The organism is Nocardioides caldifontis, assembly GCF_008087345.1.
GTDB lineage: Bacteria > Actinomycetota > Actinomycetes > Propionibacteriales > Nocardioidaceae > Marmoricola_A > Marmoricola_A caldifontis.
The window spans coordinates 59346-83219 of record NZ_VHIB01000018.1 but is presented as its reverse complement, the minus strand read 5'-3'; the positions used below and the strand labels follow the sequence as shown (position 1 = coordinate 83219).

Genomic DNA, 23874 nt, shown 5'->3' with positions numbered 1-23874 from the left:
TACGGATCTCGGCCCAGTCCTCCACTGACAACACTCCTCAACCCCTGTCTCATGACTAAGCACAGGGTCTCGGAGGGGGTCAGTTTTCGACCGTCGATAGGGGGTCAGTTTTCAGGCGTCGTCGACAGAGTCGAGTCCACGATCCACACGTCATCGTCGGCGATGCTGGTCTGTTGTCCCAGGGCACCGACCAGCCACGACATCGTCGAGGCGAGCTCGCGCAACCGCTTGTTGTAGCCCGATTGCTGGGGCAGCTGCGGGAACATCTCGACCAGATTCGCTCGCGCGTAGCGCAGCCAGTGAGTCTCGCTGGTGAAGCCCAACAACGCCTGCATCACCGCCAGAGTCAGCATCTCCGCATCACTGATCCGCGGCGCGATCCCGACCTTGGGACGAGCCGGGACACGCTCAGGACGAGTGAGTAACAAGTCGTCGGTGGTCACTTAGAGTGCGGTGGCAAGGGTGTCCAGATCGGCGTCCACAAGGGCCTCCAGGGTTCACGTTGGGTTAGACAACGCCGACTCTGGACGCCCTTCATGCCTGACCACGCCTGCCACACCGGCAACATCCCTTGGACTTACTCATCTCCCGGGCCACGACCGCCTCGTGACCGAAGTCGCCGCCCCCGCGGCCGTACTCCTCGTCGATGGCGGGTTGCAGCAGCCCGGCGGCTCCGGCGTAGTCGGGGAACCGCGTGCTCAGGAGTGCGCCTCGGGAAGGGGCGGGTAGTGCGTTGCGGGCGAAGGTCTGGTTGACCCGGGGCGGCGGACGTAGACGCGCTTGTGCAGCCCTTACGCGGTCCTCGCTCCGAGGTAGACGGCCGTGGTGACGCGGAGCACGAGCTTGTCGTCCTGGTTGCCGAGTGCGCCTGCGAAGGTGACGCGGCCGCGATGCTTGTCGGGCTCGAAACGTACATCGTCGATCACGGTGTGCCCCGTGAGGACATCCCCGGGGCGAACCGGGCGAAGGAACGCCACGTCACTCATGGTGGCGCCGGCGATGACGCGCCACGGCTGCGTGCGGCTGTCCACCCACAGCCGTTGGTAGATCGAGAGGGTGTGCAGCCCGCTGGCGATGAGGCCGCCGAACTGGCTCTCGGCTGCCGCGCGCGCGGGATCGAGGTGGAAGAACTGCGGGTCCCACTGCGTCGCGAAGGCGATGATCTCGCTCTCGCAGACCGTGTGGGAGCCGAGCTGGATCACCTGGCCGGGCGTGAGATCCTCGGCGTGCACGATGTGGCTGTTGTCGTCGGCGGTCGCACCGACGTCCCGGCTCACAGTCCACCGATCCGGGCGACAGAACTCGCGGTGCCTGCGCGGATCATCGAGCTGCCATCCGCATGGACCCGTCGATGCGGACAACCTCGCCGTTGAGCATGCGGTTCTCGATGATGTGGCAGACCAGGTCGGCGAACTCCATCGGGTCGCCCAGCCGCGCCGGGAACGGCACCTGCTGGCCGAGCGACTCGCGTGCCGCGTGGGGTAGTACCTCGAGCATCGGGGTGAGGAAGAGCCCGGGCGCGATGGCCATGACGCGGATCCCGTGGGTCGCGAGCTCGCGCGCCATGGGCAGCGTCATGCCGACGACGCCCGCCTTGGAGGCGGAGTACGCCGCTTGGCCGATCTGGCCGTCGTACGCCGCCCCGGAGGCGGTGTTGACGATCACTCCGCGCTCACCGTCGGGGCCTGCCTCGCCCTCACTCAGCGCCTGGGCTGCCAGCCTGGCGACGTTGAAGGTGCCGGCGAGGTTCACCTGCAGCACCTTCAGAAACACGTCGAGCGAGTGCGGCTCACCCTTGGAGAGCACCTTGGCCGCTGCCGCGATCCCAGCGCAGCTGACGGCTCCGGCGAAGCCGCCCAGCTCAACCGCGGTGTCCACAGCGGCCTGGACCTGGGCCGGGTCCGTGACGTCGGTCGGTGCGAAGGTGGCGCCTGCGGGCGCCTCGCCCTTCAGGTCGGCGGCGACTACCTTGGCGCCGCGCTCGAGAAGCGCCAGCGTGGTTGCCCGGCCCAGTCCAGAGGTGGCGCCGGAGACGAGGAAGGTGCGGTCGACGAAGTCCATTGTCAGGACAGCCTCGCCAGCTCCGCCGCCGCTGAGTGCATCTCAGCGACTGCCTGGTCCTCGCGGGTGGGTAGCGTCGCGGCGAGCTCGTGGACCCGTCGCCAGCGCTCGCGCGTCGAACCGTCACTACGCCCCGCCGCAGCCACAGCCGACCACGTGTCGGCGCATCGCAGCAGCGCAGTGCCGGCCGCGGCCACCTCAGCGCAGTCGGTGAGTCGCGCCACCTCGAAGCAGAACGCCGCCTGCAACCGGCGGAACAGGCCACCCCCGGTCCCGGCCTTCTCCACAAAGGCGTGGAGCGCGCGGAGCGTGCCATCGAGTTCCGGTTCCGACATGACTCCCGGCCACCGGTCGACATCCTCGGCGAATGCCGCAACTCCACGGACTCCGGCGGCAGCAACAGCATCCGACGGCAGCGCCGATGTGTCCGGGATGATCGCCGTCGCCTCTGCTTGCATGTTCTCGACCGACGCCACGAGTGCAGAAGCCGCGGTCGAGCGCAGATCGGGCAGGATCTGGGGCCAGTTCACGAAGTACGTCGTGTGCCTTGTGGGCACGGGGAACGACCGCGACGCACGCGCCCGCGCAAGAGCGTCGTAGGGAACTTCTTGCACCTCGGCTCGGTCGTTGTCGACCACGAACGCCGTCTCGGTGTCGTCGTCGTAGCCGATCACCACGATGTCGTGCCGGCCCATTTGCAGGCGGACATTGAGGTAGGGCAACTCGGCGATGTCAGCCCACAACAGGACGGGACGTCCGTGCTGGAGTTCGCGGCGGACCCAGTACCAACCGGTCCCGGGATCGTCGGTCCGACGGACCTCGACCTCTGCACCTAGCCTCGTAGGAAGGTCTATCTCGAATCCATCACTGCGCCCGACAAGATAGACGGGCGGGGTGAGCCCGGACATCCGGAGATAGGTGAAGCCGATGCCACCGGCCATCCCGAAGACCAGACCTTCGCTCGGCACCTCCTCCCAGCCCAGACCAGCCCACTCCACCAGATCCCTCAGCGCTCCGGATCCGCAGTGCCCTGCCACCCGGTGGGGATAGTCCAGCAGAATCCGGCGCGGCTCCTGTGTGAGGTTGTTCTGAGTCGTCATGTCATCTCCTCCGAGCGGTTCTGGCGCTACTCGACCCGCGCGGCCGCCTGGCGGCGGAGCTCTGACCGGGCGAGCCCGTTCTTGTGGACCTCGTCCGGCCCGTCGGCGAATCGGAGCGTCCGAATCGAGGCGAACATCGAAGCGAGGGGGAAGTCCTGCGACAGGCCGCCGGCCCCATGGACCTGGATCGCCTTGTCGAGGATCCACTCGACCGTGGCGGGGGTGGCGACCTTGATGGCTTGGATCTCGGCGTGGGAGCTCTTGACGCCGGCAGTGTCCATGAGCCACGCGGTCTTGAGCACCAGCAGCCGCAGCTGCTCCACCCGCAGGCGCGACTCGGCGATCCAGTCGCGGATCGTGCCCTGGTCCGACAGCGGCTTGCCGAAGGTGACGCGGTCGTCCGCGCGGGCGCACATCAGCTCGATCGCGCGTTCGGCGACGCCGATCGACCGCATGCAGTGGTGGATCCGGCCGGGTCCCAGGCGCTTCTGAGCGATGGTGAACCCGTCGCCCTCATTGCCCACCAGGTTTCCGGCCGGCACTCTGACGTCGTCGAACGAGAGCTCGGCATGGCCGCCGTGCTCGTGGTCGTCGTAGCCCAGGACGGTCAGGCCTCGGTGGATCTCGAAGCCGGGGGTGTCCCGCTCGACGAGGATCATGGACTGCTGCCGGTGCCGCTCGGCGTCCGGGTCGGTCTTGCCCATCACGATGAAGATCTTTGCGTTGGGGTTCATCGCGCCCGTGATCCACCACTTCCGACCGTTGATCACGTAGTGGTCGCCGTCGCGGACAATGCTGGTCGCAATGTTGGTGGCGTCGGAGGAGGCGACTGAGGGCTCGGTCATCGCGAACGACGATCGGATCTCACCGGCGAGCAGCGGTTTCAGCCAGCGTTCCTTCTGCTCCTGGTTGGCACACATCGACAGGAGCTCCATGTTTCCGGTGTCCGGAGCGGCACAGTTCATCGCCGCGGGTGCAAGGTGTGGGCTGCGACCCGAGATCTCGGCCAGCACGGCGTACTGCACATTGGTGAGCCCGGCGCCTTGGTCCCCGGGAAGGAACAGGTTCCACAATCCGCGCCTGCGGGCCTCGGCGCGCAGCTCGCCCATGATCGGTGCCGAGTCCCACGCCCACCGGTTCTCGAGCGTCGCCAGCTGCTCGGCGAACACGGCCTCGGCCGGGTACACGTGCGTCCGCATGAAATCCAGCAGCTCGGTCTGCAGCTCCTCGGTCCGTGAGTCAAGCCCGAAATCCATCAGTTCTCCTTGCGTGCGTTGAGGCCTGCGTCCGTGACTGGACCATGTGCGGATTCTGGCGACGGTCGTTCATGTCTGAGGTCCTCCCGCCACATAGAGGACCTGTCCTGACACGAAGCCGGCACGCTCGCTGACGAAGAATGACACGGCGTTCGCGATGTCGTCGGGCTGGCCCACGCGGCCGACAGGGATCTCCTGGGCTGCGGCGGTCTTGAAGTCCTCGAACGACATGCCGATCCGAGCCGCTGTCGCGGCGGTCATGTCGGTCTCGATGAACCCGGGAGCGATGGCGTTGGCCGTGACGCCGAACTTGCCCAGTTCGAAGGCCAGGGTCTTGGTGAACCCCTGAATGCCCGCCTTGGCGGCGGAGTAGTTGGCCTGCCCTCGGTTGCCCAGGGCGGATGTGCTGGACAGGTTGACGATGCGTCCCCAGCCGGCCTGGGTCATGAACCCCTGGGCGGCGCGAGCCATGAGGAACGAGCCTCGGAGATGCACCTGGCTCACGGCGTCCCACTCCTCGACGGTCATGCGGAAGAGCAGGTTGTCGCGGATGATGCCGGCGTTGTTCACCAGGACCGTCGGCTCCCCCAGCCGTGCGACGATTTGCTCGACGCCGTCCTGGACGGCCTTTTCGTCGCTGACGTCGACGCGGACCGCCAAGCCCCGTCCCCCTGCCGCCTCGATCTCATCGACCACGGCCTGGCACGCCGACTCGTCGAGGTCGGTCACCGCGACAGCGAGTCCGTCGGAGGCCAACCGGCGGGCAATGCCCGCGCCGATGCCGCGAGCCGCACCGGTCACGATTGCTACCCGGTTCATGGTGGAGGATGTGGTCATATGGCACCTTCTGTGACCTTGAGGTTGACGGTGAGGACGGGAAGATCATCAAGCGCGGCTCGGACCGCGCCACGTTGAGCGTGGCTGGAGCAAAGGGCGTCGGGTCTCGCGACGGTATCGTCCATGCTCACCGGCGCCCGAGTGCTCGGCGGGCAAGCTCCAGGTACGGTTCCACCGCGTCCCCCGGCGAGTCGTGCGCCTGTCCAGGGTCGCCCGCGGCACGCAACCGGTGGTCGATGCCCGCGGAGACGACGGCGATCTTGTAGTACGCCAGCGCCATATGGAAATCCCAGTGGGCGAGGGTGACGCCGCCTGCGGCTTCATACTGCGCGGCAAGTGTGGGCACGTCCGGCAGCCGCGGGCTCGACCACGCACCCGGGGCGCCGAGAATGAGATCGAATCCCGGGTCGCGGTAGGCGCACATCATCGCCACGTCGGCGATCGGGTCGCCAAGGGTGGACAGTTCCCAGTCCACGACCGCCGCGATCCGCACCCGGGCAGCAGGTGAGTCGGCGCCGAGGTCCAAGATGGTGTTGTCGATGCGGTAGTCGCCGTGAACGATGCTACTGGCGTGCTGTTCGGGCAGGGCGGCGGCGAGCCGACGGCTCACTTCACCTGCCAGTGCGTTCAGCGGGTCGACTCCCACGATCTCCCACTGTCCGGACCAGCGCTTGAGTTGACGCTGCGCGTAGCCACCTGGTCGACCGAGCCCTGACAGGCCGACGGCGTCGTAGTCGACGCGGTGTAGGGCGGCGAGCGTCTGCACCAAGCGGTGGGCGACAGCGGAGACAGTCTCGTCGTCCAGTTCATCCAACTGCTCGCGGGTCTGGACGCAGAGTCCCGGGACGAACTCCGCGATGGCGAAGGGTGCACCGATGACGGACTCGTCCTCACACAGGGCCACCGTCGGCGCCACTGGAACGTCGGTCTGCAGCAGGCTCGACGTCACGCGATACTCCCTCGCCACGTCGTGAGCCGACGGCGTCCGACCGGAGCGAGGGGGAGTACGCATCACCCACCGCCGGTTGCCGTCGGTGAGGAAGTACGTCACGTTGGAGCGTCCACCGGTGATCAAACGCGAGCTGAGTGGACCGACCACCGGCTCGCCGGCTCCCTCGATGACCCTCGCGATGGAAGCGAGCTCGGCACTGCTCAGGACCGTCGAAGTCGCGCTCACGCGGTCTCTCGCTCTGCGGGTCCGCTGACCCAGCCGCAGTGAGGAGACATTCGCCCGCGGCGTCCGAGCGGGCCATGGAACAAGGCGAGGTCATCCTCGATGCTCGGTGGTAGGGGGGGCCGCAGATCAATCATCTACTGACTCTCGCCTGCTTCTGTGGAGCCGAACGGCAGATCGACCAGGTCCGCGAGCCGGCGCCGCTGCTCCCCCGGATGTCCGAATGCGAGCTGGTCGGTCTTGGCGCGCTTGAGGTAGAGGTGCACGGGATGCTCCCAGGTCATGCCGATGCCGCCGTGCAGTTGCAGCGCCTCCTCGGCAGCAGTGACGGCGAGATTGCCGCAGTAGGACGCAGCGATGGCGGTCGCTACCTGGGAGTCGCTGTCGTCGGCTGCCAACGCGGCAGCGGCATAACGGGCCACGGCCGTGCCCGACTCCACACCGACATAGAGATCGGCGAGCCGGTGCTTGAGTGCCTGGAAGCCGCCGACCTGCCGTCCGAACTGGCGACGCTCGCGCAGGTAACCGACCGTGCCGGCCAGACACCACGACGCGACACCGACCTGCTCGGATGCCAGCATCGCAGCACCCGCTCGGAGCGCTGCGCGCACGCTGTTGGCGGCATCACTCCGCACACGTGTGCCCGGCGCCGCGTCGAGGGTGACGTCGGCGAGCTGCCGTGACATGTCCAAGGAGGCGACTGCTTGCACGGTCGTTCCGGCGACGGGAACCGCGTAGATCGCGAGCCCGTCGGACTCCTCGACCGGGACCAGCAGCACGTCCGCTTCCAGCACTCCGGCGACACTCGACACGGTGCCGGTGAGCGCCCCGTTGGTCGCTACCAGAGCGGGCAGCGGGCCCTCCGGCGCGGTGGTGAAGGGCACTGCGAGTGCCGCTGTCGTCGCACCGGCCGCCAGGTCGGCCACCAACTCCTGGCCCGACCCCGCGACGGCGATGGTTGCGACGACGGCGCTGGTGAGGAAGGGGACCGGTGCCACCGCCCGGCCCAGCTCTTCACAGACGATGGCCGCCTCGCGCGCCGACGCACCGACGCCGCCCTCGGCTTCTGGTATGAGCAGCCCGGCGAGTCCGAGGTCCTGGGCGATCGCCTTCCACAGGGGATCGACGACCGTTCGGTCGCCGTCGTACATAGCGATCACCGCCGACGGATCCAGGCGGTCCTCAAGCAGGTCACGGACCGTACGTCGCAGATCGTCCTCGACATCGGTGTACAGCAGGTTCAGCTCGGTCACTTCGCCAGCTCCTTGAACGGGACATCACGGTCGACGCGGGGCTCCGGCGGCAGTCCGAGGACGCGTTCGGCAACGATGTTGAGCAGGATCTCCGACGTGCCGCCCTCGATGGAGTTTCCCTTCGCTCGTAGGTAGCGGTACCCAGGGCCACGTCCGAGGAAGTCGACCTCGAGCGGCCGTCGCAACGTCCAGTCGTCGTACCGCAGGCCTTCCTCGCCGAGCAGCTCCAGTTCCAGACCGCTGAGCCGCTGGGCGAGCCGTGCGAAGGTCAGCTTCATCGCCGCCCCCTCCGGGCCGGGCTGACCCACTGCCAGCTTCTGGCGCAGTCGCTGACCGGTCAGGCGAGCCGCCTCCGACTCGACCCAGAGTTCCATCAAGCGGCCGTGCAGGTCGGGCCGCCGCCGGCCGGGGTTGGCCCGCCAAGCCGCCGCGACGACTCCGACCATGCCGCTCTCTCGCGGCACGGGTCCCCCGCCGATGGCGAGGCGCTCGTTGTTGAGCGTCGCGTTGGCGACCTTCCACCCCTCGCCGACGGCTCCGAGGCGCTGGGAGTCGGGGATCCGGACCCCGGTGAGGAACACCTCGTTGAACTCGGCTTCCCCGGTGATCTGGCGAAGCGGGCGCACCTCGATCCCGGGGTCGGTCATGTCGCAGACGAAGTAGGTCAGGCCCGCATGCTTGGGCACGTCGGGATCGGTGCGTGCGAGCAGGATGGCGAGTTGGGCGTTCTGCGCCGACGAGGTCCACACCTTCTGGCCGTCGACCACCCAGTGGTCACCGTCACGAACGGCCCTCGTGGCAACGGCTGCCAGGTCCGACCCGGCGCCGGGCTCGCTGAACAGCTGGCACCAGATCTGCTCGCCCGTCCACAGCGGACGCAGGAACGTGTCGAGCTGCTCCTCGGTTCCGTACGCCATCAGGGTCGGTGCTGCCATGCCCAGCCCGATCACGTTGATCCGCGGATGGTTGTCGGGGGCACCCGCCTCGGCGAACCTGGCGTCCACCTCCGGCTGCAGCCCCGGGGGCAGTCCCAACCCACCGCGACCCACCGGGAAGTGAACCCAAGCCAGGCCCGCGTCGAAGCGAGCGCGCAGGAACTCGATGCGATCGGTCGTCACGGGATCGTGCTCGGCCAGGAAGGTCGTGACCTGCTCGGACAGCTTGTCCGCGACATCGGTCTCGGTGTTCATCGCTCCTCCGGGTCATCAAGGTGGGGGCTCGGGACGTGGTAGGAAGGTGCCGTCGAGTCCGTGCACCGGTCGAGACGCTGCTGAGCGGCCAAGAGCCTCAGGTGGGCGTCGGTCTCGAGCACCGCAAGCATGGCGTTGAAGACGTCAAGGCTGGACAACGCGAGGCCGCGGCGGGTCCACGGAATCTCCGCCGCGACCTCCGCCGCGGTGCGGCAGCCACCGGCGACCAGGTCCTCGCACAGGCCCAACCGCTCCTCGTGGTGGGCCAGCAGTTCGTCGATGCGTTGGTGCGTACTGGTGGCTGCCGGCCCGTGCGCCGGCAGCAGCATCATGTCCGGCAGTGCGCGTACCTTGGCCAGCGAAGTGAGGAAGTCGCTCAACGGCAGCGGCGACGGCACGGGCTCGAAGCCGATCGACGGCGTGATCGTCGGCAGCACGTGATCGCCCGAGAACAGCAGGCCTGAGGCGGCGTCGGCGAAGACGTAGTGACCGCGAGTGTGCCCCGGCGTGGCGAGCGCAGCGAGCGTGCGGGCGCCGACGGCGATCTCGACATCGCCGTCCAGCCACTCGTCGGGCCCGTCCCACAGTTCGGTTTCGACGCTGTGGCCGGCGGACTCGGTACGCCAGCCCTCTGCCAGGTCGGCTGCGCCAGCCTCGACCAGGCGACGATACTGTGAGTCGGCGACGCTCTTCCCGGTGTTGAAGTACTCGATGGCGTCGCGGTCTCCGATGCCCAGCGACACCCGGGCGCCGAACTCACGTCGTATGGTCACCGCTTGGGTGTAGTGGTCGCGGTGGGCGTGGGTGACGAGGAACCGGGTGATGTCGCCGACCTCGTGGCCCAGCCCGTGCAGCGCAGCGTCGAGGGCGCGCCGCGACTCGTCCAGCGCCCAGCCCGCGTCCACGCACACCGGGCCGTCGGGAGTGCGGATGAGGTAGACGTTGACCGCCCGGAGAGCGTCGTTGGGCAGCGGCAGCGGGATCCGGAACACCCCCTCGGCGACCCGCTCTGCGGTCGGCTCGGTCCATGACGTGCGGGTGCTCATCCGAGCCCTCCGACTTCATCTCTGTGGACATGGCGTGCAGGCGATGGCCTCATGCCTGCCAGATCTCTCGAGCGTCGACAAGCTGCGGGGTCTCCGCGTCGACCTCCGGGACGATCTCGATCTCGGCGCGCAACTTGATCGCGTCGCGCAGGGTGCGCAGCAGGTCCGCCTGCTGCTCGTCAGAGAGGGGCTCGACGATCTCCAGCGTCAGTGTGTCCTGCCCCGCCGTACGCCGGATCACCAGTCGCCCCGCACCGAGACCATGACGCGAGAGCGCGGCCCGGACGTGGTCCTCGTAGACGAACATTCCCCTGACCTTCACGCCGGGGCCGACCCGTCCGAGGACCCCAGCGATGCGCGCCGACGTACGGCCGCACTCGCACATCTCGGTGCTTACTACTCGTGTCAGGTCGCCGGTGGTCAGGCGCACGAACGGATAGGTGGGCGAGAATGTGGTCACAGCGACCTGGCCGATCTCCCCGTCGGGAACCGGTTCGCCGGTGGCCGGGTCCAGGATCTCGATCACCTTGTCCTCGGTGAGGTGCATGCCGCTGCGGGCCTCACATTCTCCGGCGAGATAGCCGAGATCGGCGGTCCCATAGAGTTGGGAAACACGTCCGCCGCGCGACTCCAGCACCGCGCGCTCGTCCTCGGTGAGCTTCTCCGCAGCGACGCAGGCCGTCTTGAAGCGCCAGTCGGCACGTTCGACCAGCGTTCCGAGGAACGACGGTGTGCCCATGTAGCCGGTGACCGGCAGGTCCTTGAGCAACCTCGCTTGTTGTTCGGTGTTGCCCGTGCCCGCCGGGACCACCACGCAGCCGAGCGCCAACGCACCGGATTCGAAGGCGTGGCCGGCTGGGGTGAGGTGGTAGGCGAACGTGTTGAGCACGATGTCACCGCGCGCCAGTCCGCCGGCTCTCAGACCCCGGGCGAACCCGCCGATGTCGGTGGTGCCCAGCTGTGCGTCGTAGATAGGACCTGGCGACATGAAGATCCGCGAGCTGGCGGTCAGGTCTCCGATGAAGAACCCGCCGAAAGGCGGATCCTCCACCTGCAGAGCCGCCAGATCGCTCTTGGCGATCGGTGTCAGCCGGGTCAGCACGTCGGGTGCGCCGAAGTCGGCGGGCGACACGTTCGACCCCTCGAGCCGACGGCGCCATGCGGGCGCTGCGTCCCACAGGTTAGCCAGCAGCGCGGTGACCCTCCGTTGCTGGTCCTCGCACCGCTCCTCCGGGCGGCGGGTCTCGTCGGGATCGTGGAGCGTTGAGGAGTCGTTCATCCCAGCCACCTTTTCCGGCGTCGATATGTCTTCACGTCTCGGTAGCTCTTGCGTTCGCCGACGCCGCTGAGGCCGAGGTAGAACTCCGCTACGTCCTGGTTCTCCCGCAGTTTGTCCGCAGGGCCTTCGAGCACGATGCGACCGTCTTCGAGCACATAGCCGTGGTGTGCGATCTGCAGGGCGGCCTCGGCGTTCTGCTCGACGAGGACGACGGTCACACCTTCTTCCCGGTTGAGCCGTTCCACGATCTCGAAGATCTCCGCCACCAGCACCGGCGCGAGGCCGAGACTGGGCTCATCGAGCAACATGACTCGCGGATGCGCCATCAGCGCACGGCCGATGGCGAGCATCTGCTGCTCACCCCCGGACAGGAACCCCGCCCGCTGGCTGCGGCGGTCGAACAGCCGAGGGAAGTAGCTGTAGATCATCTCCAGCTCGTTCCGGCTGCTGCGCATAGAACCCGCCGTGTACCCCCCCGAGAGGAGGTTCGCCTCGACACTGAGATGCTCGAAGACACGACGTCCCTCGAGCACCTGCACAATGCCTTGGCGCACGATGTAGTCGGGCGAACGCTCCCGTAGGGAGTTGTCCTCCCAGGTGATCCGGCCGCGGACCACCTCGCCGCGTTCGTGAGCAAGGAGGCCCGAGATCGCCCGCAGCGTCGTCGTCTTTCCCGCGCCGTTGTTGCCCAGCAACGTCACGATCTGACCCGCCGGGACGGTGAGGGACACCCCCTTCAGTACGAGGGCTACACGGTTGTAGACGACTTCGACGCCATCCAACTTCAGCATCCTCAGGCCTCCTATGCTCGCGTTACGTCAGCTGACGTCGGGCTCGTCGGTCACGGGGGGGCCGGTGACGCACTCGCCGATCCGGTCCCAACCACCGTCACGGATCTGATAGATGTTCAGTGCTCGATTGCCAGAGTGGTCCTTCTCGGTGATCGTGATCGGGCACGTGACGCCGTATCCCTCGTAATCCTCGATGGACTCCAACGCCTGCTTCATCACCTCGCCGGTGACCTCACCGTCGTCACCGACGATCTCGAGAGCCTGACGGATCGCCTCCTCTATCACCACGGCGATGTAGAGGCCGTTGCCGTACAAGGAGTTCTCGTCGAGCACGGGGTTGGGGTCGGTGCCGCTCTCCTCCCAGTAGTCGCGCAGCATCTGCACGGCTTCCGGGTCGTCGGACGGGAGCGTGGACATGGACGTGCCGAACTTGCCCTCCATGCACTCCGCGCCTGCGCCCTTGATCTCGTTCTGCGTGATGGCCCAGTGCCAAGCGCCGACCGGCAGGTCCGGAGCCTGGTCGCAGAGGCCCTTGAGCAACAGCACCGCCTGGCCGAAGATGGCGGCGTGGAGCACGACGTCGGCGTCGAGAGCGACGGTGTCGCGCACCTGGGCGTCGAGGTCGGCGGCGGCTGCGGGGATGACCACCTCGCCGGCGAACTCGGCGCCGAGGTCGTCGGTAGCATCCTTGACCCCGGCGCAGTACTCCCGGCCCGGCGGCGGCTCCCACGCGACGCACCCGATACTGATGTCGGTGCCCAGTTCCTCGACCTGTTGCTGAACCATCGCCGTCGCCTGGTGTGCGTAGAGCGGACCCGCGGGGAAGGCGTAGGGGAACGCCTCACCGTCGACCGTCTCGAGGTTTCCCTGGCCGGGGAACATGATCGGGATCTTGGACTGTTCTGACACCGGCGTCAGGGCGTCGCTCGTCGCCGTGCCCTCGACGGCGACCAGCACCGCGTTGGACTGCTGGAACCGGGCGAACGCCTCGAGTGCCGGCGGCACCTCGTACTTGGTCTCGATCTCCTCAATCTTCACCTTCCGGCCGTTGATGCCGCCGTTGGCGTTGACCATCTCGAACCAGTCAGTGACGGCCTCGCCGACACCCTCACCCACGTTGGCGATCGCGCCGACCCGAGCCCCGGCGACACCGATGACGATGTCTTCACCCGAGGCTCCCTCGCTCCCGTCCCCGCCGTCGTCCCCACCGCAGGCGGTGGCGAACAGAGCGAGCCCGAGCGCGAGCGAAACACCCTTCGCAGTTTTCCGCTTCACAACTTCTCCAATCATCGGTTGGATCGAAACTCCGAGAGTCCGGTTCGCGTGCCTCCCATCAGTAGGAGAACGGCCACATCCGGAAGTAGTCCTTGATATTCCGGAACAGCCCGTAGAGCCCACGCGGCTCGAGGACGAGGAAGAGCAGGATGGCGACACCGAAGAGCAGGGTGAGGAGGTGCACCTCCACGCTCGCCGAGAGCTCGATCCCCACTGCGGGCAACAGGTCACGCAGCCAGAGCGGCAACATGGTGATGAAGCCGGCGCCGAGGATCGAGCCGGGGATCGAGCCGAGGCCTCCCACGAGGATCATCGCCAGGTATTGCACGGAGAGCGCGAGGGTGAAGACCTCGGTGGAGACCAGGCCTGCGTTGTAGCCGTACAGCACCCCGGACAGTCCGGCGATCGCCGAGGAGATGAAGAAAGCCAGCAACTTGTAGTGCAGCGGTGAGACCGCGGAGCCGGCGGCCGCGATGTCCTGGTCGCGGACTGCGATCATCGCCCGCCCGGAACGCGATCGCATCAGGTTCTCCACAAACACGACCACCAGGGCCAGCGAGATGAAGACCATCAGGTACTTGCCCATCGGCGTCGTGGTGTCGAAGGGCCCGATCTGGATCGGCTCGAAGATCACGATGCCCTGGAAGCCTCCGGTGATCCAGGTCCAGGACGTGAGGATCCACTGCACGATGTATTGGGCCGCCAGCGTCGCGATGGCCAGGTAGAGCCCTTTCACCCGAAGCGAGGCGAGCCCGAAGATCAGCGAGAACACGCCGGCGGCCACCATCGCCACCGGAACGGCGACCCAGAACGGCGCCTCGGCGCGGGAGACGAGCAGCCCGCTGGTGTAGGCGCCGATAGCGGCGAAGGCGGCGTGGCCCAGTGAGATCTGGCCCGCGTAGCCGACGAGGACGTTGAGGCCGGTAGCTCCCACAGCAGCGATCCCGACGAGGGTCAAGACGACAAGCCAGTATGGCGACGCCACCAACGGGATCACGACGAACGTGACGACCAGGACCGCCAAGATCCAGATCTTGCGGTACGGCGTTCCATAGACCGCGATCTCCTCGGAGTACTTCTCGTGGAACCGGCCGGTTTCCATTGCGATGAGTGCCATTTGTCAAACCCTCTCGATCTCGGGCCTGCCAAAGAGGCCGTAGGGACGAACGAACAGCACGAGAAGCAACATGATCAGCGGAGCGACGGTGCTGAAACCAGCACCCAGGTCGTCATTGAGGTAGCCCGCGGACAAGCTTTCGACCAGGCCGACAGCGATCCCGCCGATGACAGCGCCGACGATCGACTCCAGACCTCCGAGGATGACCACGGGGAAGATCAGCGCGCCGAGCACGACCAGTCGATGGTCCACGCCCAGCAGCGAGCCCCATACGAAGCCGGCGAGGGCCGCGATCCCGCCGGCCATCGCCCACGACACGGCGTTGACGAGGCGGATGTTGATGCCGAGCGACTGGGCGGCGACCCGGTCGTCGGAAACCGCTTGCATCGCGAGCCCGAGACGGCTGCGGGAGAAGAAGAACCCGAAGGCGCCGAGGAGGATCAGCACCATGATCGCGGACCAGAACGTGATCGTGGGGATGGCGATGCCCAACCACTCGTAGCGCCGCTGGTCGATCAGGCTCGGGATCGAGCGGAGACCGTCGCCCCAGATCATCGGCACCAACCCGCGGATGACGGACCCGAGGGCGATGGTGGCCATCACCAGGGCGAGCATGGACTCGTTCTGCAGTGGTCGCAACGCGAACCGCTCGATGCCTGCGCCCACCAGCATCATCACCACCACCGTTGTGGGAATCCCCAGCCAGAACGGCATCCCGACATCGGTGAGCAGCCACGACATCACGAACGCCCCCAGGACGACCACTTCCCCCTGGGAGAAGTTGATGACCCCGCTGCCCTTGACGACGACGACGAACCCCAACGCGAGCAGCGCGTAGAGCATGCCGGTGAACACACCCGAGACCGTCAACTGCATGAGCTCGCTCATGAGACCCGCACCTCCTGCGCGGCGTCGACCGGGACGTCGACCAGCGTGAGCTGAGTGTGGATGTGAGCTTTGCGGCCGTCGCGGTAGGTGACCTCGGCGTCGACGTCCACTTCAGTGCGCTCGGAATAGAGACCATCGATGATGAAGGCATAGTTCTGTTCCACCTGGGCGCGACGCACCTTCCGCGTCCGGGTCATCTCCGCGTCGTCGGCATCAAGCTCCTTGTGGAGAATGGCCAGTCGGGGGACCCTCATGAAGGCGGGCATCTCCGAGTTCACCCTCGCGGTCTCCTCCCGGATCAGGTCGATGACCTCCGGGCGCTGGGACAGGTCGGTGTAGGTCGTGTAGGGGATCCGTTGATGCTCGGCCCATTTGCCGACCACCTCCCCGTCGATGTTGACCAACAGCACGGGGTGGTCACGCCCGTCCCCGAAGCAGACCGCTTCGCGCACGTAGGAGGAGAATTTCATCTTGTTCTCGATGAAGGTGGGACTGAAACGCTCTCCCGACGTCAGCGTGGCCACGTTCTTGGAGCGGTCGACGACGACCAGGTGGCCGTCGTCGTCGAGGTAGCCCTCGTCGCCCGAGCGCAGCACATCGCCGATGAAGGCCTCCTTGGTGGCCGCCTCGTTCTTGTAGTAGCCCTTGAAGACGCTCGCCGAGCGGTGGGCGATCTCACGATTCTCGGTGATGACGATCTCGACGCCGGGAACCGGGCGGCCCATCGTCTCGGGCTTCATCTTGTCCCAGTGCGTTGTGGTGATGCCGACCTCCGTCTGGCCGTAGACCTGCTTCAACGGGATGCCGAGGGCATGGAAGTACTTCATGACATCGATGCCGAGCGCGGCTCCGCCCGAGTAGATCCGCTCGGCGCGGAGCAGACCGAGATGGTCGCGCAGCGGACGGAACACCAAGAACTCCGCTACCGCTACTTCGACGCGAGTCCGCCAGCCCGCCTTCTGGCCGTGGTAGCTGCGTTCGGCGCGTCGGTGCCCCACGTTCATCCCCCAGTGGTATATAGCCCGCTTCAGCCGGGTGGCCTCGCTGATCCGGACCTCGATCCAGGAGAGGTAGTCCTCCCACATGCGCGGCGAACCGAGCAGCTGATGGGGGCCGATCTCGCGGATGTCGTTGCGCAGCGTCTCGGGTCCTTCGGCGAAGTTCAGCCGGTACCCCTCCATGATGTGGCCCGCGGTGGAGAAGTAACGCTCGCCGGCCCACGCCAGCGGCAGGAACACCAGCCGTTCGTATTCGGGCTTCATGGGCTCGGCGAGGAAGAAGTTCTTGACGCCGGCAATGACGTTGAGATGGGTCATCATCGCGCCCTTCGGCTCTCCCGTGGTGCCGGAGGTGTACATCAGGATCGCGATGTCGGAGTTCTTGCCCCGATCCACGCTTTCGCGATACTCGTTCGGGTTCGCCTCTGCTCGGCGAGCGCCCATGGCGAGGACCTCGTCGAAGGAGATCGCCACCGTGGCGTCATAGAGCGACATTCCGCGGCCGTCGCAGTAGATGATGCGCCGCAGTCCCGGCAACTCCTGCTGCATCTCGAACAGCTTGTCGGCCTGCTCCTGGTCGCGCACCACCACGACCGGACATTCGGCGTGGCCCACGATGAAGGCGACCTCTTCTGGAGACGACTCCGGATACAGCACCACGCCGGCACCCTGCAGCGACTGCGCGGCTAGGTCGGTGATCAGGTGCTGTGGCCAGTTGTCGCCGATGATCGCGACGTTCTCACCAGGCTGCAGGCCGAGTTCGAGCATGCCGAGAGCCAGGTGCTCGATGCGCCGGCCGTACTCGCGCCAGGTCATCGGCTTCCAGACGCCGCGATCCTTGACCCGCAGCGCAACCACGTCTGGGGTTTCGGCGACACGCTGCAAGAGCAGTTGCGGCATCGTCTGCTCGGGGTAGCTCACCGTCTCGGTCATCGGGCAGCCGCCTCGCCAGTAGCAGCCTCAGCGGGCGCACCGATGTAGGCGGCAATCACGGCAGGATCAGCCCGGACCTCGTCCGGAGGTCCTTGAGCGATGAACCGTCCGAAGTCGAGCACAGAGACCCGATCCGAGATGTCCATCACCACGCCCATGTCGTGCTCGATGAGGACGACACTGATCGCCGATTCCTGGCGTAGCTCGAGGATGTAGCGTGCCATGTCTTCCTTCTCCTCGACGTTCATCCCGGCCATCGGCTCGTCGAGGATCAACAGTCGAGGCTCCTGAGCCAGGGCGCGACCCAGGTCGACACGTTTCTGCAGGCCGTAGGGCAGAAGGCCCACCGGGGTGTTGCGGATGTGCGGCATGTCGAGGAAGTCGACGATGTCTTCGACGGCCGCACGCTGGCGTAGCTCCTCGCGCCGGCTGCGGCCGTAGAAGACGCCGTTGGCCAGCGCGCCACCCTTGAGATGGCGGTGCCTGCCAAGCATGAGGTTGTCGATGACGCTTAGACCCTGGAAGAGCTCGATGTGCTGGAAAGTGCGCGCGACTCCTAGCCCGGCGACGCGGTGTGCGGGCAGTCCCGTGGTCTCGCGGCCGAAAAGGGTGATGGCTCCCTTCTGCGGTCGGTAGAAGCCGGTGACGCAGTTGACCAGCGAACTCTTCCCGGCCCCATTGGGCCCGATGAGGGCGGTGATCTCTCCGGCGCCCGCAGCCATCGACACATCCGAGAGAACGGTCAATCCTCCGAAATGCAGCGTCACTCCGGTGATCTCGAGTGTTGGGCTACTCGGGTCCACAATCAACTCCTCGGCTGATTTTTGACTACGTAGTCAGTGATCAGAAGTATGGTGGCGCTTGTCACATTGCGCAAGGGCTTTGCCCAAGGGTCCCGAGAAGCGAGCAAGGACGCGCGGCCCGGACCACGGCGTCGGGTGGGAACTGGGAACTGTCGGCCCCCCAAGACCACGGGCGGTTTCGGTGCCTGGTGCCGGTTGCCGCGTGCGCGCAGCAGCCGATCCAGCGCGGATCAAGCGCACGCCGGTGCCTCGTCGGCCCAGGAGGCCAGGTGAGCCACCACCGTGAGCCACCACGGTTCGTGCCGGGTACCTCTCGATCTGGCCAGAGCCCTTGTCTGGACCAGTTCCGTCTCGGCGTCCGATCCCTCGCTCACGGGCGGGAGGCGGTCAAGCCGCGTGTGCCACGATCACGCCGCGCTGCGCTCACCACGTTCGGCGGCGTCACTAGGCCCGGACTTTTCGACTGTGCCCGGAGCTTGTCTTGCCCCGTGCACAGTGACATGCGTCGCCCGGAGGTCCGAGCGTCTAGGTGATGCTGCGGGTCACGCCCACACGCCTGCCGTCGCTCCCCACTTGTGGGAGCGACGCAGTTGCTGCGCGACGATCTTGCGCTGGACCTGGCTAGTGCCTCCGCCGATCATGAACAGGCGGGCGTCGCGGTAGAGACGTTCGACCTCGTACTCGCGGCAGTATCCGTAGCCGCCGTGGATCTGCACGGCATTGCTGGTCACCTCGTTGGCCAACCGACCGGCGACGAGCTTGCCGATCGAGCCTTCGGTGATCGACGGCCTGCCCGCGTCGGACAAGGCTGCGGCGTGCCGGTACAGGAGGCGACATTCCAGCAGCGCGGCTCCCATGTCGGCCAGCATCTCCCCGACGGGTGCCAGCTCCGCGATCGGACCACCGAACGCCGTGCGCTGGTCGGCGTACGCCGAGGAGAGCTCCAGTGCCCGCTGCGCCATGCCGGCGGTAATGGCGGGGATCGCGAGGCGCTCGTAGTCGAGCACGTCCATCGCGACCTCCCAGCCCTCACCGACCTCGCCGAGCCGGTCGGTGTCCTCGACCCGGACGTTGTCGAAGAGCAGCTCGCACGTCGGAGACGACCGCAACCCCATCTTCTCCAACACGCCGGTGACGCTGATGCCGGGCGCATCCATCGGGATGACGAACGTCGTCAGCGTCTCCTTGACCCCCGGGCCGCCGGTGCGGCACAGCAGGAGCACGGCGTCGGCGATGCTGGCGTTGGTGATGAACATCTTCGTGCCACTGATCCGCCACCCGTCGCCATCACGGACCGCCTTCGTGGTGATGTTGGCGACGTCGGAACCGGTGTCCGGCTCGGTAACGGCCCAGGAGGTGATGACCTCTCCAGCCGCGATCTTGGGCAGCCAGCGAGACTTCTGCTCATCGGTGCCGAACGACATCAGCGCCCGGGCGGTCAGGTAGGTCGGCATGGTCGACATGGCGAGGCCGGCGTTGTGGTAGGCGAAGGCGTCGACCGCCTCATGCAGAGCCAGGCTGCTCGGGCCCGTGCCGCCGTACTCCGGCGAGATCACCGTTCCATACAGCCCGATCCGACCGACTTCCAGCAGCAGGGACCTGATGAGCTCCATGTCCTGAGGGTGGGCGTCAAGTTCACTGCTGCGTGGCAGTACCTTGTCCCGACCGAACTTGTGGATCACCGCGGCCCAGTCGGACGTGGCCTCGTTGTGGGTGTGGGTGGACATCTTTGTCTCCTCGGTTCTAGTTGTCCTGCGGCGTGAAGCGCAGCTCGGTCCACGACTCGCGGTCGAAATAGGTCGCCTGGACCCGCATGCCGATGCTCACTGCCTCCGGCGGGCCCTCGATGCGGGCGGCGATCCTGGGCCCGTCCTCGAGGTCGACCACGGCGATGGCGAAGGGAAGGTCGGCCTCGAAAGCAGGGTGGAACGTGCGGTGCAGGACGATGAAGGAGTACACCGCGCCTACTCCGGACAGCACCTGCTCCTCTCCCCCCGGCTGCCCGCAGTAAGGGCAGGAATCGAGCGGGGGATAGCGGACCTTGCCGCAGGTGGCGCATCCCGGCAGCCGTACCTGGTGTTCGGCCAGACCCTTCCAGTAGGCGGCGCTGTCGGGATCGACCTGGGGGGCTGGCGGCTGGGCATAGTCGGTGGGGTTGGACACGGATCCTCCTGGCTGATCAACTGGGCTTAGCGCCCGGTGAATTGGGGTGTGCGCTTGGACTCGAACGCGTCGAGACCCTCGGGGGCGTCGGAACTAGTCAGGCAGTAGCGGGCGGTGACCTCCCGCTCCAGGCGCATGCCGCTAGGGATGCCCGTTCCCTCCCAGTACGCGGAGTTGAGGACCTGCTTGGCGTTGCGTACGGCCAGCGGCGACTTCGCCGCCACCTGCTCGGCGAAACGGAGGCCAGCCGCCACCAGGTCGTCGTTCTCGACGACCTGCGAGACCAGGCCCCACTCCAACGCCTCCTGGGGCTTGAGCATGCGTCCGGTGAAGATCAGCTCGCGCGCCCGGGCCGGGCCGACGGCGCCCGGCAGCAGGGTGAGGACGCCGCCGCCCCCCATCTGGCCGAACGGGAGGTGGGCGTCACCGATCCGCGCGGACGTCGAGGCGAGCGCGAGGTCGCACGACAGCACGAGCTCGATACCTCCGGCGACGGCGACTCCGTTGACCAGCGCGATGTAGGGCTTGGGGTACTGGCTGATGGCGGCGAACGTCTCGTGGATGTCGGCCAAGAACTGGGGAAACCCCTGGGTGTCGCGCTGAAGCTGCTGGTATTTCTTCATGTCGCCTCCGGCGCTGAACGCGCGACCGGCGCCGGTGATCGCCACGACGCGGACCTCGTCGTCGTGTCCGAGCTCGTCGAAGATGGTCCTGAGGCTCTTGACGGTGTCCCAGTCGAGCGGGTTCATCTCGTCGGGCCGGTTCAGGGTTACCAACGCCATCACTCCGGGGCCGGAACTCAACGCCATCCGTTCTACGAGCAAGGTGGACGTGCCGGTGGTCTCCGAGTGCGTTGCTGTCACTGCTGTCTCCTTTGCTCTGTCGCATCGAACCTCGACGCGACGTCTTACCGCCCTAGCGCGGGCGTCCTGCTGCGGCTAGAGTCTCAACCTGTCGGTCGAACGTCAACCCTCTGGTCGTATGGAAGGAAATGCGCGTGACGCAACCGCTGCGCTTCGGGGTAGGACTCAACAACTTCGGGTCGCCCCTGCGAACTGCGAGCGACGTGGTCGGCTCTGCCGTGTTGGCAGAGGAGCTCGGCTACTCCTCGGTGTGGTTCGGCGACCACTTGAGCTTTCACGTCCCGCTGTATGAGTGCTTGTCGATGATGGCGGCCACCGCAGTCGTGACCCGAGAGGTGACGGTCGCGTCGGGAGTGCTGCTCGGAGTGCTCCGGCACCCCGCCTGGGTCGCCAAGTCCGTGGCCACCATCGACGCACTCAGCGAAGGACGCGTCCTCCTCGGTCTCGGTGTGGGAGGCGAGAATCGCGCCGAGTTCGAACTGGCTGACGTACCGATGGCAGAGCGCGGTCGCAGGACCACCGAACTGATGGGGTCGCTGCGCGAGATGTGGCGCCCCGACAACCCGCATGGCCTCCAGCCGCCTCCAGTGCAGAGCCGCATCCCGCTGTGGCACGGTGGACGGGCGGACGCCGCCTTGGCGCGCACCGCGCGGTTCGGCGATGGCTGGCTGGGGGCCTTCGTCACGCCCGAGCGCTATGCCGAGCGATGGTCGGCGCTGCTCGCCATGGCGGCGGACGCCGGCCGCGCCCCGGAGGAGCTGACCGCCGGCTTGCACGTCTATATCCGGGTGGACGACGACGCCGACCGCGCATGGCGAGACGCCAGCGCCTTCATCGGCGACGTCTACGCCATGGACCCCAAGCCCATGCGCCGCTACTGCATTGCCGGTGACGTCGACCAGTGTGCCGAGGAGATCGCCACCTTCGTCGAGGCCGGCGTCACCGATGTGATCTGCCGCATCGCAGGCTCCGACCTGGAAGACCAGATGCCCCGGATCATGGATGTGGCCACGCTGGTTCGCGCACGATTCCAGTCGGCCGTGACCACTGAGGAGATGGTATGAACCGACGCAGCAAGGTGATCGACGTCGCTTCCGCGGCCGACCTGGTGAGCGACGGCGACCTGGTCGCGATCGGCGGCATCCATGCGCACGCGTCGCCTATGCCGATCATCCGTGAGCTCGCCCGCAACAAGCGACGCAACCTCCGCCTACTGCCGAACGTGTCGGCCGGTCTTCCCGTCGAGGTTCTTGTCGCTGCCGGGGCCGTCGCCGAGGTCTACACGGCGTACGTCGGGCTCGAGGACTTCGGGCTGGCGCCCGCGTTCCGTGCTGCCGCCGAGAGCTCCACGATCGTGGTGCACGACGTCGACGAGCCGTTCACCATCTATGGGCTCAAGGCAGCGGCGGCGAATCTGCCCTTCATGCCACTGCCGCGCGGCCACGAGGCGACCGGCACGCGCGCGTTGTCGCCGGACCTCTTCCGCACCGTGGTGGATCCCTACTCCGGCCACGAGCACGTGGCGATCCCGGCGATGCGCCCCGACGTGGGGATCGTGCACGCGCCACGCTGCGACCGCTTCGGCAACGTCTTCTTGGACGGTCCGATCTATCAGGACGACCTGATCCTGCGAGCGTCGAAGACCGCGATCGTGGTCACCGACGAGATCGTGCCCGACGACTACGCCAGGTCGGGCCGGCACAAACAGGTGACCGTTCCGAGCTTCATGGTCTCGGCCGTCGTCGCGCTTCCCTTCGCCGCACACCCCACCTCGTCGGCGGGTCACTACGGACGTGACGAGCGCATGCTGGAGGAATACGTGCGCTCCCCCGAGGAGTGGATGACGAGGTATGTGAACGAACCGCAAGATCACCACGAGTACTTGGAACGTGTAGGAGTGCAGCGTCTGCTCGGCACGCTGCGTGTCGATCCCACTGCTCACGCCGGACGGAGCGAAGCATGACCGAGACGATTACCACGAGCGAGCTGATGGCCGTCACCTTGGCGCGCGGTTTGCGCAACGAGGAGTGGGGTGCCTGTGGCGCCAACTCGCAGATTCCGATGGCGGCCTTCCAGCTCGCCCGCCTGATGCACGCCCCCGACCTCAACTGGCTCAGCGGCGGCGGCGGTGCGATCAACTCGGCGGCGCCACTGGTGAAGTCGACTGCCGACCCGGTGACCCTCGACAGCGCGGAGCACTCCTTTCGCCTCGAGGACATCGTCGACTTCGAGCTCGGTGGTTGGCGCAAGGCGCCCACCGTGGGGATCTTCGGTGGCATGCAGGTCGACCGCCACGGGAACGTGAACATGGTCGGTATCGGACGTGACTACCCGAAGCTGCGGGTCCGCGGTCCAGGAACGGTCGGGCTGGTCTTCGCGGCCTACTTCACGCGCACCATGATCTTCGTGCAGCGCCACGACAAGCGGATCTTCATCGACGAGGTGGATCATGTCAGCGCACCGGGGCGCACGGCTGCGCGTCGAGAGTTCTGCGACCCGCATTCCGACGGCCCCCAACTGGTGGTGACTCCGCTGGCGGTCTTGGACTTCGGCGATGACGACACGCTCCGGCTCAAGTCGGTGCATCCTGGGCACACCCCCGACGAGGTCCGCAAACGCACCGGGTTCGACCTGCCGTCGTCGACACCCGGCGAGGTTCCCCTGACGCCGTCGCCGACCGACGAGGAACTCACCATGCTCCGCGAACGGGTGGATCCCGGCGGTGTGCTGCGACGCCTGCGCCTGGACTGAGTCGGGATCCGCGGGGTGCTGGGGGCACCCGTCGGCGGCCGAGGGATCTGACGACGATGGGTGGTCGGGTCGCGCCGTCGCCTGTGGAGTGCGGTG

General features: G+C 67.0%; 22 protein-coding genes and 1 pseudogene. 3 read left to right on the top strand and 20 right to left on the bottom strand.

All coding sequences use genetic code 11. From position 1 onward, the window contains the following. Positions 1 to 128 precede the first annotated feature (128 nt). From FIP57_RS22295 to FIP57_RS22195, 20 genes and pseudogenes are all read right to left on the bottom strand, one after another. A pseudogene (locus tag FIP57_RS22295) lies at positions 129 to 443 on the bottom strand (IS982 family transposase); the annotation flags it as partial. 348 nt (positions 444 to 791) lie between these two features. Further along, positions 792 to 1277 (bottom strand): MaoC/PaaZ C-terminal domain-containing protein, encoded by a 486-nt coding sequence (locus FIP57_RS22285; RefSeq protein ID WP_275266192.1) that lies wholly within the window; start codon positions 1275 to 1277, stop codon positions 792 to 794. Between the two features lie 43 nt (positions 1278 to 1320). After that, the gene (locus FIP57_RS22280; RefSeq protein WP_148575957.1) at positions 1321 to 2061 is read right to left on the bottom strand and encodes an SDR family NAD(P)-dependent oxidoreductase; all 741 of its coding nucleotides are present in this window, start codon (positions 2059 to 2061) and stop codon (positions 1321 to 1323) included. A gap of 2 nt (positions 2062 to 2063) precedes the next feature. After that, positions 2064 to 3161, bottom strand: coding sequence for a BtrH N-terminal domain-containing protein (locus FIP57_RS22275; RefSeq protein ID WP_148575954.1), 1098 nt, complete (start codon positions 3159 to 3161; stop codon positions 2064 to 2066). Positions 3162 to 3187: 26 nt separating this feature from the next. Beyond that, on the bottom strand, positions 3188 to 4417 hold the full coding sequence (locus FIP57_RS22270; protein WP_148575952.1) for an acyl-CoA dehydrogenase family protein: 1230 nt from the start codon (positions 4415 to 4417) through the stop codon (positions 3188 to 3190). A gap of 69 nt (positions 4418 to 4486) precedes the next feature. Next, the gene (fabG, locus tag FIP57_RS22265; protein ID WP_148575950.1) at positions 4487 to 5254 is read right to left on the bottom strand and encodes a 3-oxoacyl-ACP reductase FabG; all 768 of its coding nucleotides are present in this window, start codon (positions 5252 to 5254) and stop codon (positions 4487 to 4489) included. 127 nt (positions 5255 to 5381) lie between these two features. Further along, positions 5382 to 6353: a phosphotransferase family protein gene (locus FIP57_RS22260; RefSeq protein WP_275266193.1), complete on the bottom strand. Its 972-nt coding sequence runs from the start codon at positions 6351 to 6353 to the stop codon at positions 5382 to 5384. Between the two features lie 212 nt (positions 6354 to 6565). Continuing rightward, positions 6566 to 7681 carry an acyl-CoA dehydrogenase family protein gene (locus FIP57_RS22255; protein WP_148575945.1) on the bottom strand — a complete coding sequence of 372 codons (1116 nt, stop codon included), beginning with the start codon at positions 7679 to 7681 and terminating at the stop codon, positions 6566 to 6568. Further along, a complete protein-coding gene (locus FIP57_RS22250; RefSeq protein ID WP_148575943.1) occupies positions 7678 to 8871 on the bottom strand; it encodes an acyl-CoA dehydrogenase family protein in 1194 nt (397 codons plus the stop codon). Before FIP57_RS22250 ends, FIP57_RS22255 begins: the two co-directional genes overlap by 4 nt. Next, positions 8868 to 9917 carry an MBL fold metallo-hydrolase gene (locus FIP57_RS22245; RefSeq protein WP_148575941.1) on the bottom strand — a complete coding sequence of 350 codons (1050 nt, stop codon included), beginning with the start codon at positions 9915 to 9917 and terminating at the stop codon, positions 8868 to 8870. Before FIP57_RS22245 ends, FIP57_RS22250 begins: the two co-directional genes overlap by 4 nt. A gap of 49 nt (positions 9918 to 9966) precedes the next feature. After that, positions 9967 to 11196: a phenylacetate--CoA ligase family protein gene (locus tag FIP57_RS22240; RefSeq protein ID WP_148575938.1), complete on the bottom strand. Its 1230-nt coding sequence runs from the start codon at positions 11194 to 11196 to the stop codon at positions 9967 to 9969. Then, on the bottom strand, positions 11193 to 11987 hold the full coding sequence (locus tag FIP57_RS22235; RefSeq protein WP_148575936.1) for an ABC transporter ATP-binding protein: 795 nt from the start codon (positions 11985 to 11987) through the stop codon (positions 11193 to 11195). Before FIP57_RS22235 ends, FIP57_RS22240 begins: the two co-directional genes overlap by 4 nt. Before the next feature lie 27 nt (positions 11988 to 12014). Further along, positions 12015 to 13385, bottom strand: coding sequence for an ABC transporter substrate-binding protein (locus FIP57_RS22230; protein WP_148575934.1), 1371 nt, complete (start codon positions 13383 to 13385; stop codon positions 12015 to 12017). Then, positions 13321 to 14379 carry a branched-chain amino acid ABC transporter permease gene (locus tag FIP57_RS22225; protein WP_148575932.1) on the bottom strand — a complete coding sequence of 353 codons (1059 nt, stop codon included), beginning with the start codon at positions 14377 to 14379 and terminating at the stop codon, positions 13321 to 13323. The genes FIP57_RS22230 and FIP57_RS22225 overlap by 65 nt, the downstream gene beginning before the upstream one ends. A 3-nt stretch (positions 14380 to 14382) precedes the next feature. Next, on the bottom strand, positions 14383 to 15267 hold the full coding sequence (locus tag FIP57_RS22220) for a branched-chain amino acid ABC transporter permease (RefSeq protein WP_148575929.1): 885 nt from the start codon (positions 15265 to 15267) through the stop codon (positions 14383 to 14385). Then, positions 15264 to 17198, bottom strand: a complete 1935-nt coding sequence (locus FIP57_RS22215; protein WP_148575927.1) for an AMP-dependent synthetase/ligase — start codon at positions 17196 to 17198, stop codon at positions 15264 to 15266. Before FIP57_RS22215 ends, FIP57_RS22220 begins: the two co-directional genes overlap by 4 nt. Then, positions 17195 to 18001, bottom strand: coding sequence for an ABC transporter ATP-binding protein (locus FIP57_RS22210; protein WP_238993674.1), 807 nt, complete (start codon positions 17999 to 18001; stop codon positions 17195 to 17197). The genes FIP57_RS22215 and FIP57_RS22210 overlap by 4 nt, the downstream gene beginning before the upstream one ends. Before the next feature lie 542 nt (positions 18002 to 18543). Continuing rightward, positions 18544 to 19728 (bottom strand): acyl-CoA dehydrogenase family protein, encoded by a 1185-nt coding sequence (locus tag FIP57_RS22205; RefSeq protein WP_148575925.1) that lies wholly within the window; start codon positions 19726 to 19728, stop codon positions 18544 to 18546. A gap of 16 nt (positions 19729 to 19744) precedes the next feature. Continuing rightward, positions 19745 to 20164 (bottom strand): Zn-ribbon domain-containing OB-fold protein, encoded by a 420-nt coding sequence (locus FIP57_RS22200; protein WP_148575923.1) that lies wholly within the window; start codon positions 20162 to 20164, stop codon positions 19745 to 19747. A gap of 26 nt (positions 20165 to 20190) precedes the next feature. Further along, entirely contained in the window at positions 20191 to 20946 is a 756-nt protein-coding gene (locus tag FIP57_RS22195) for an enoyl-CoA hydratase/isomerase family protein (RefSeq protein ID WP_162529935.1), read from the bottom strand. Positions 20947 to 21161: 215 nt separating this feature from the next. On the opposite strand from FIP57_RS22195, the gene FIP57_RS22190 reads away from it, so the two are divergent. From FIP57_RS22190 to FIP57_RS22180, 3 genes are read left to right on the top strand one after another with little or no spacing between them, the layout of a single operon-like run. Continuing rightward, positions 21162 to 22091, top strand: coding sequence for an LLM class flavin-dependent oxidoreductase (locus FIP57_RS22190; protein ID WP_162529934.1), 930 nt, complete (start codon positions 21162 to 21164; stop codon positions 22089 to 22091). Further along, positions 22088 to 22990, top strand: a complete 903-nt coding sequence (locus FIP57_RS22185) for a CoA transferase subunit A (protein ID WP_148575916.1) — start codon at positions 22088 to 22090, stop codon at positions 22988 to 22990. The genes FIP57_RS22190 and FIP57_RS22185 overlap by 4 nt, the downstream gene beginning before the upstream one ends. Next, complete coding sequence (locus FIP57_RS22180) at positions 22987 to 23778, top strand: 3-oxoadipate--succinyl-CoA transferase subunit B (RefSeq protein WP_148575914.1); 792 nt, start codon at positions 22987 to 22989, stop codon at positions 23776 to 23778. The genes FIP57_RS22185 and FIP57_RS22180 overlap by 4 nt, the downstream gene beginning before the upstream one ends. Positions 23779 to 23874 lie beyond the last annotated feature (96 nt).

What these genes read in the sequence shown, in the direction of transcription:
- FIP57_RS22215 (WP_148575927.1), bottom strand. Translation starts at nt 17,198, where the DNA reads ATGACCGAGACGGTGAGCTACCCCGAGCAGACGATGCCGCAACTGCTC.
- FIP57_RS22235 (WP_148575936.1), bottom strand. Translation starts at nt 11,987, where the DNA reads ATGCTGAAGTTGGATGGCGTCGAAGTCGTCTACAACCGTGTAGCCCTC.
- FIP57_RS22185 (WP_148575916.1), top strand. Translation starts at nt 22,088, where the DNA reads ATGAACCGACGCAGCAAGGTGATCGACGTCGCTTCCGCGGCCGACCTG.
- FIP57_RS22270 (WP_148575952.1), bottom strand. Translation starts at nt 4,417, where the DNA reads ATGGATTTCGGGCTTGACTCACGGACCGAGGAGCTGCAGACCGAGCTG.
- FIP57_RS22240 (WP_148575938.1), bottom strand. Translation starts at nt 11,196, where the DNA reads ATGAACGACTCCTCAACGCTCCACGATCCCGACGAGACCCGCCGCCCG.
- FIP57_RS22220 (WP_148575929.1), bottom strand. Translation starts at nt 15,267, where the DNA reads ATGAGCGAGCTCATGCAGTTGACGGTCTCGGGTGTGTTCACCGGCATG.
- FIP57_RS22245 (WP_148575941.1), bottom strand. Translation starts at nt 9,917, where the DNA reads ATGAGCACCCGCACGTCATGGACCGAGCCGACCGCAGAGCGGGTCGCC.
- fabG (WP_148575950.1), bottom strand. Translation starts at nt 5,254, where the DNA reads ATGACCACATCCTCCACCATGAACCGGGTAGCAATCGTGACCGGTGCG.
- FIP57_RS22205 (WP_148575925.1), bottom strand. Translation starts at nt 19,728, where the DNA reads ATGTCCACCCACACCCACAACGAGGCCACGTCCGACTGGGCCGCGGTG.
- FIP57_RS22275 (WP_148575954.1), bottom strand. Translation starts at nt 3,161, where the DNA reads ATGACGACTCAGAACAACCTCACACAGGAGCCGCGCCGGATTCTGCTG.
- FIP57_RS22250 (WP_148575943.1), bottom strand. Translation starts at nt 8,871, where the DNA reads ATGAACACCGAGACCGATGTCGCGGACAAGCTGTCCGAGCAGGTCACG.
- FIP57_RS22280 (WP_148575957.1), bottom strand. Translation starts at nt 2,061, where the DNA reads ATGGACTTCGTCGACCGCACCTTCCTCGTCTCCGGCGCCACCTCTGGA.
- FIP57_RS22225 (WP_148575932.1), bottom strand. Translation starts at nt 14,379, where the DNA reads ATGGCACTCATCGCAATGGAAACCGGCCGGTTCCACGAGAAGTACTCC.
- FIP57_RS22195 (WP_162529935.1), bottom strand. Translation starts at nt 20,946, where the DNA reads ATGGCGTTGGTAACCCTGAACCGGCCCGACGAGATGAACCCGCTCGAC.
- FIP57_RS22180 (WP_148575914.1), top strand. Translation starts at nt 22,987, where the DNA reads ATGACCGAGACGATTACCACGAGCGAGCTGATGGCCGTCACCTTGGCG.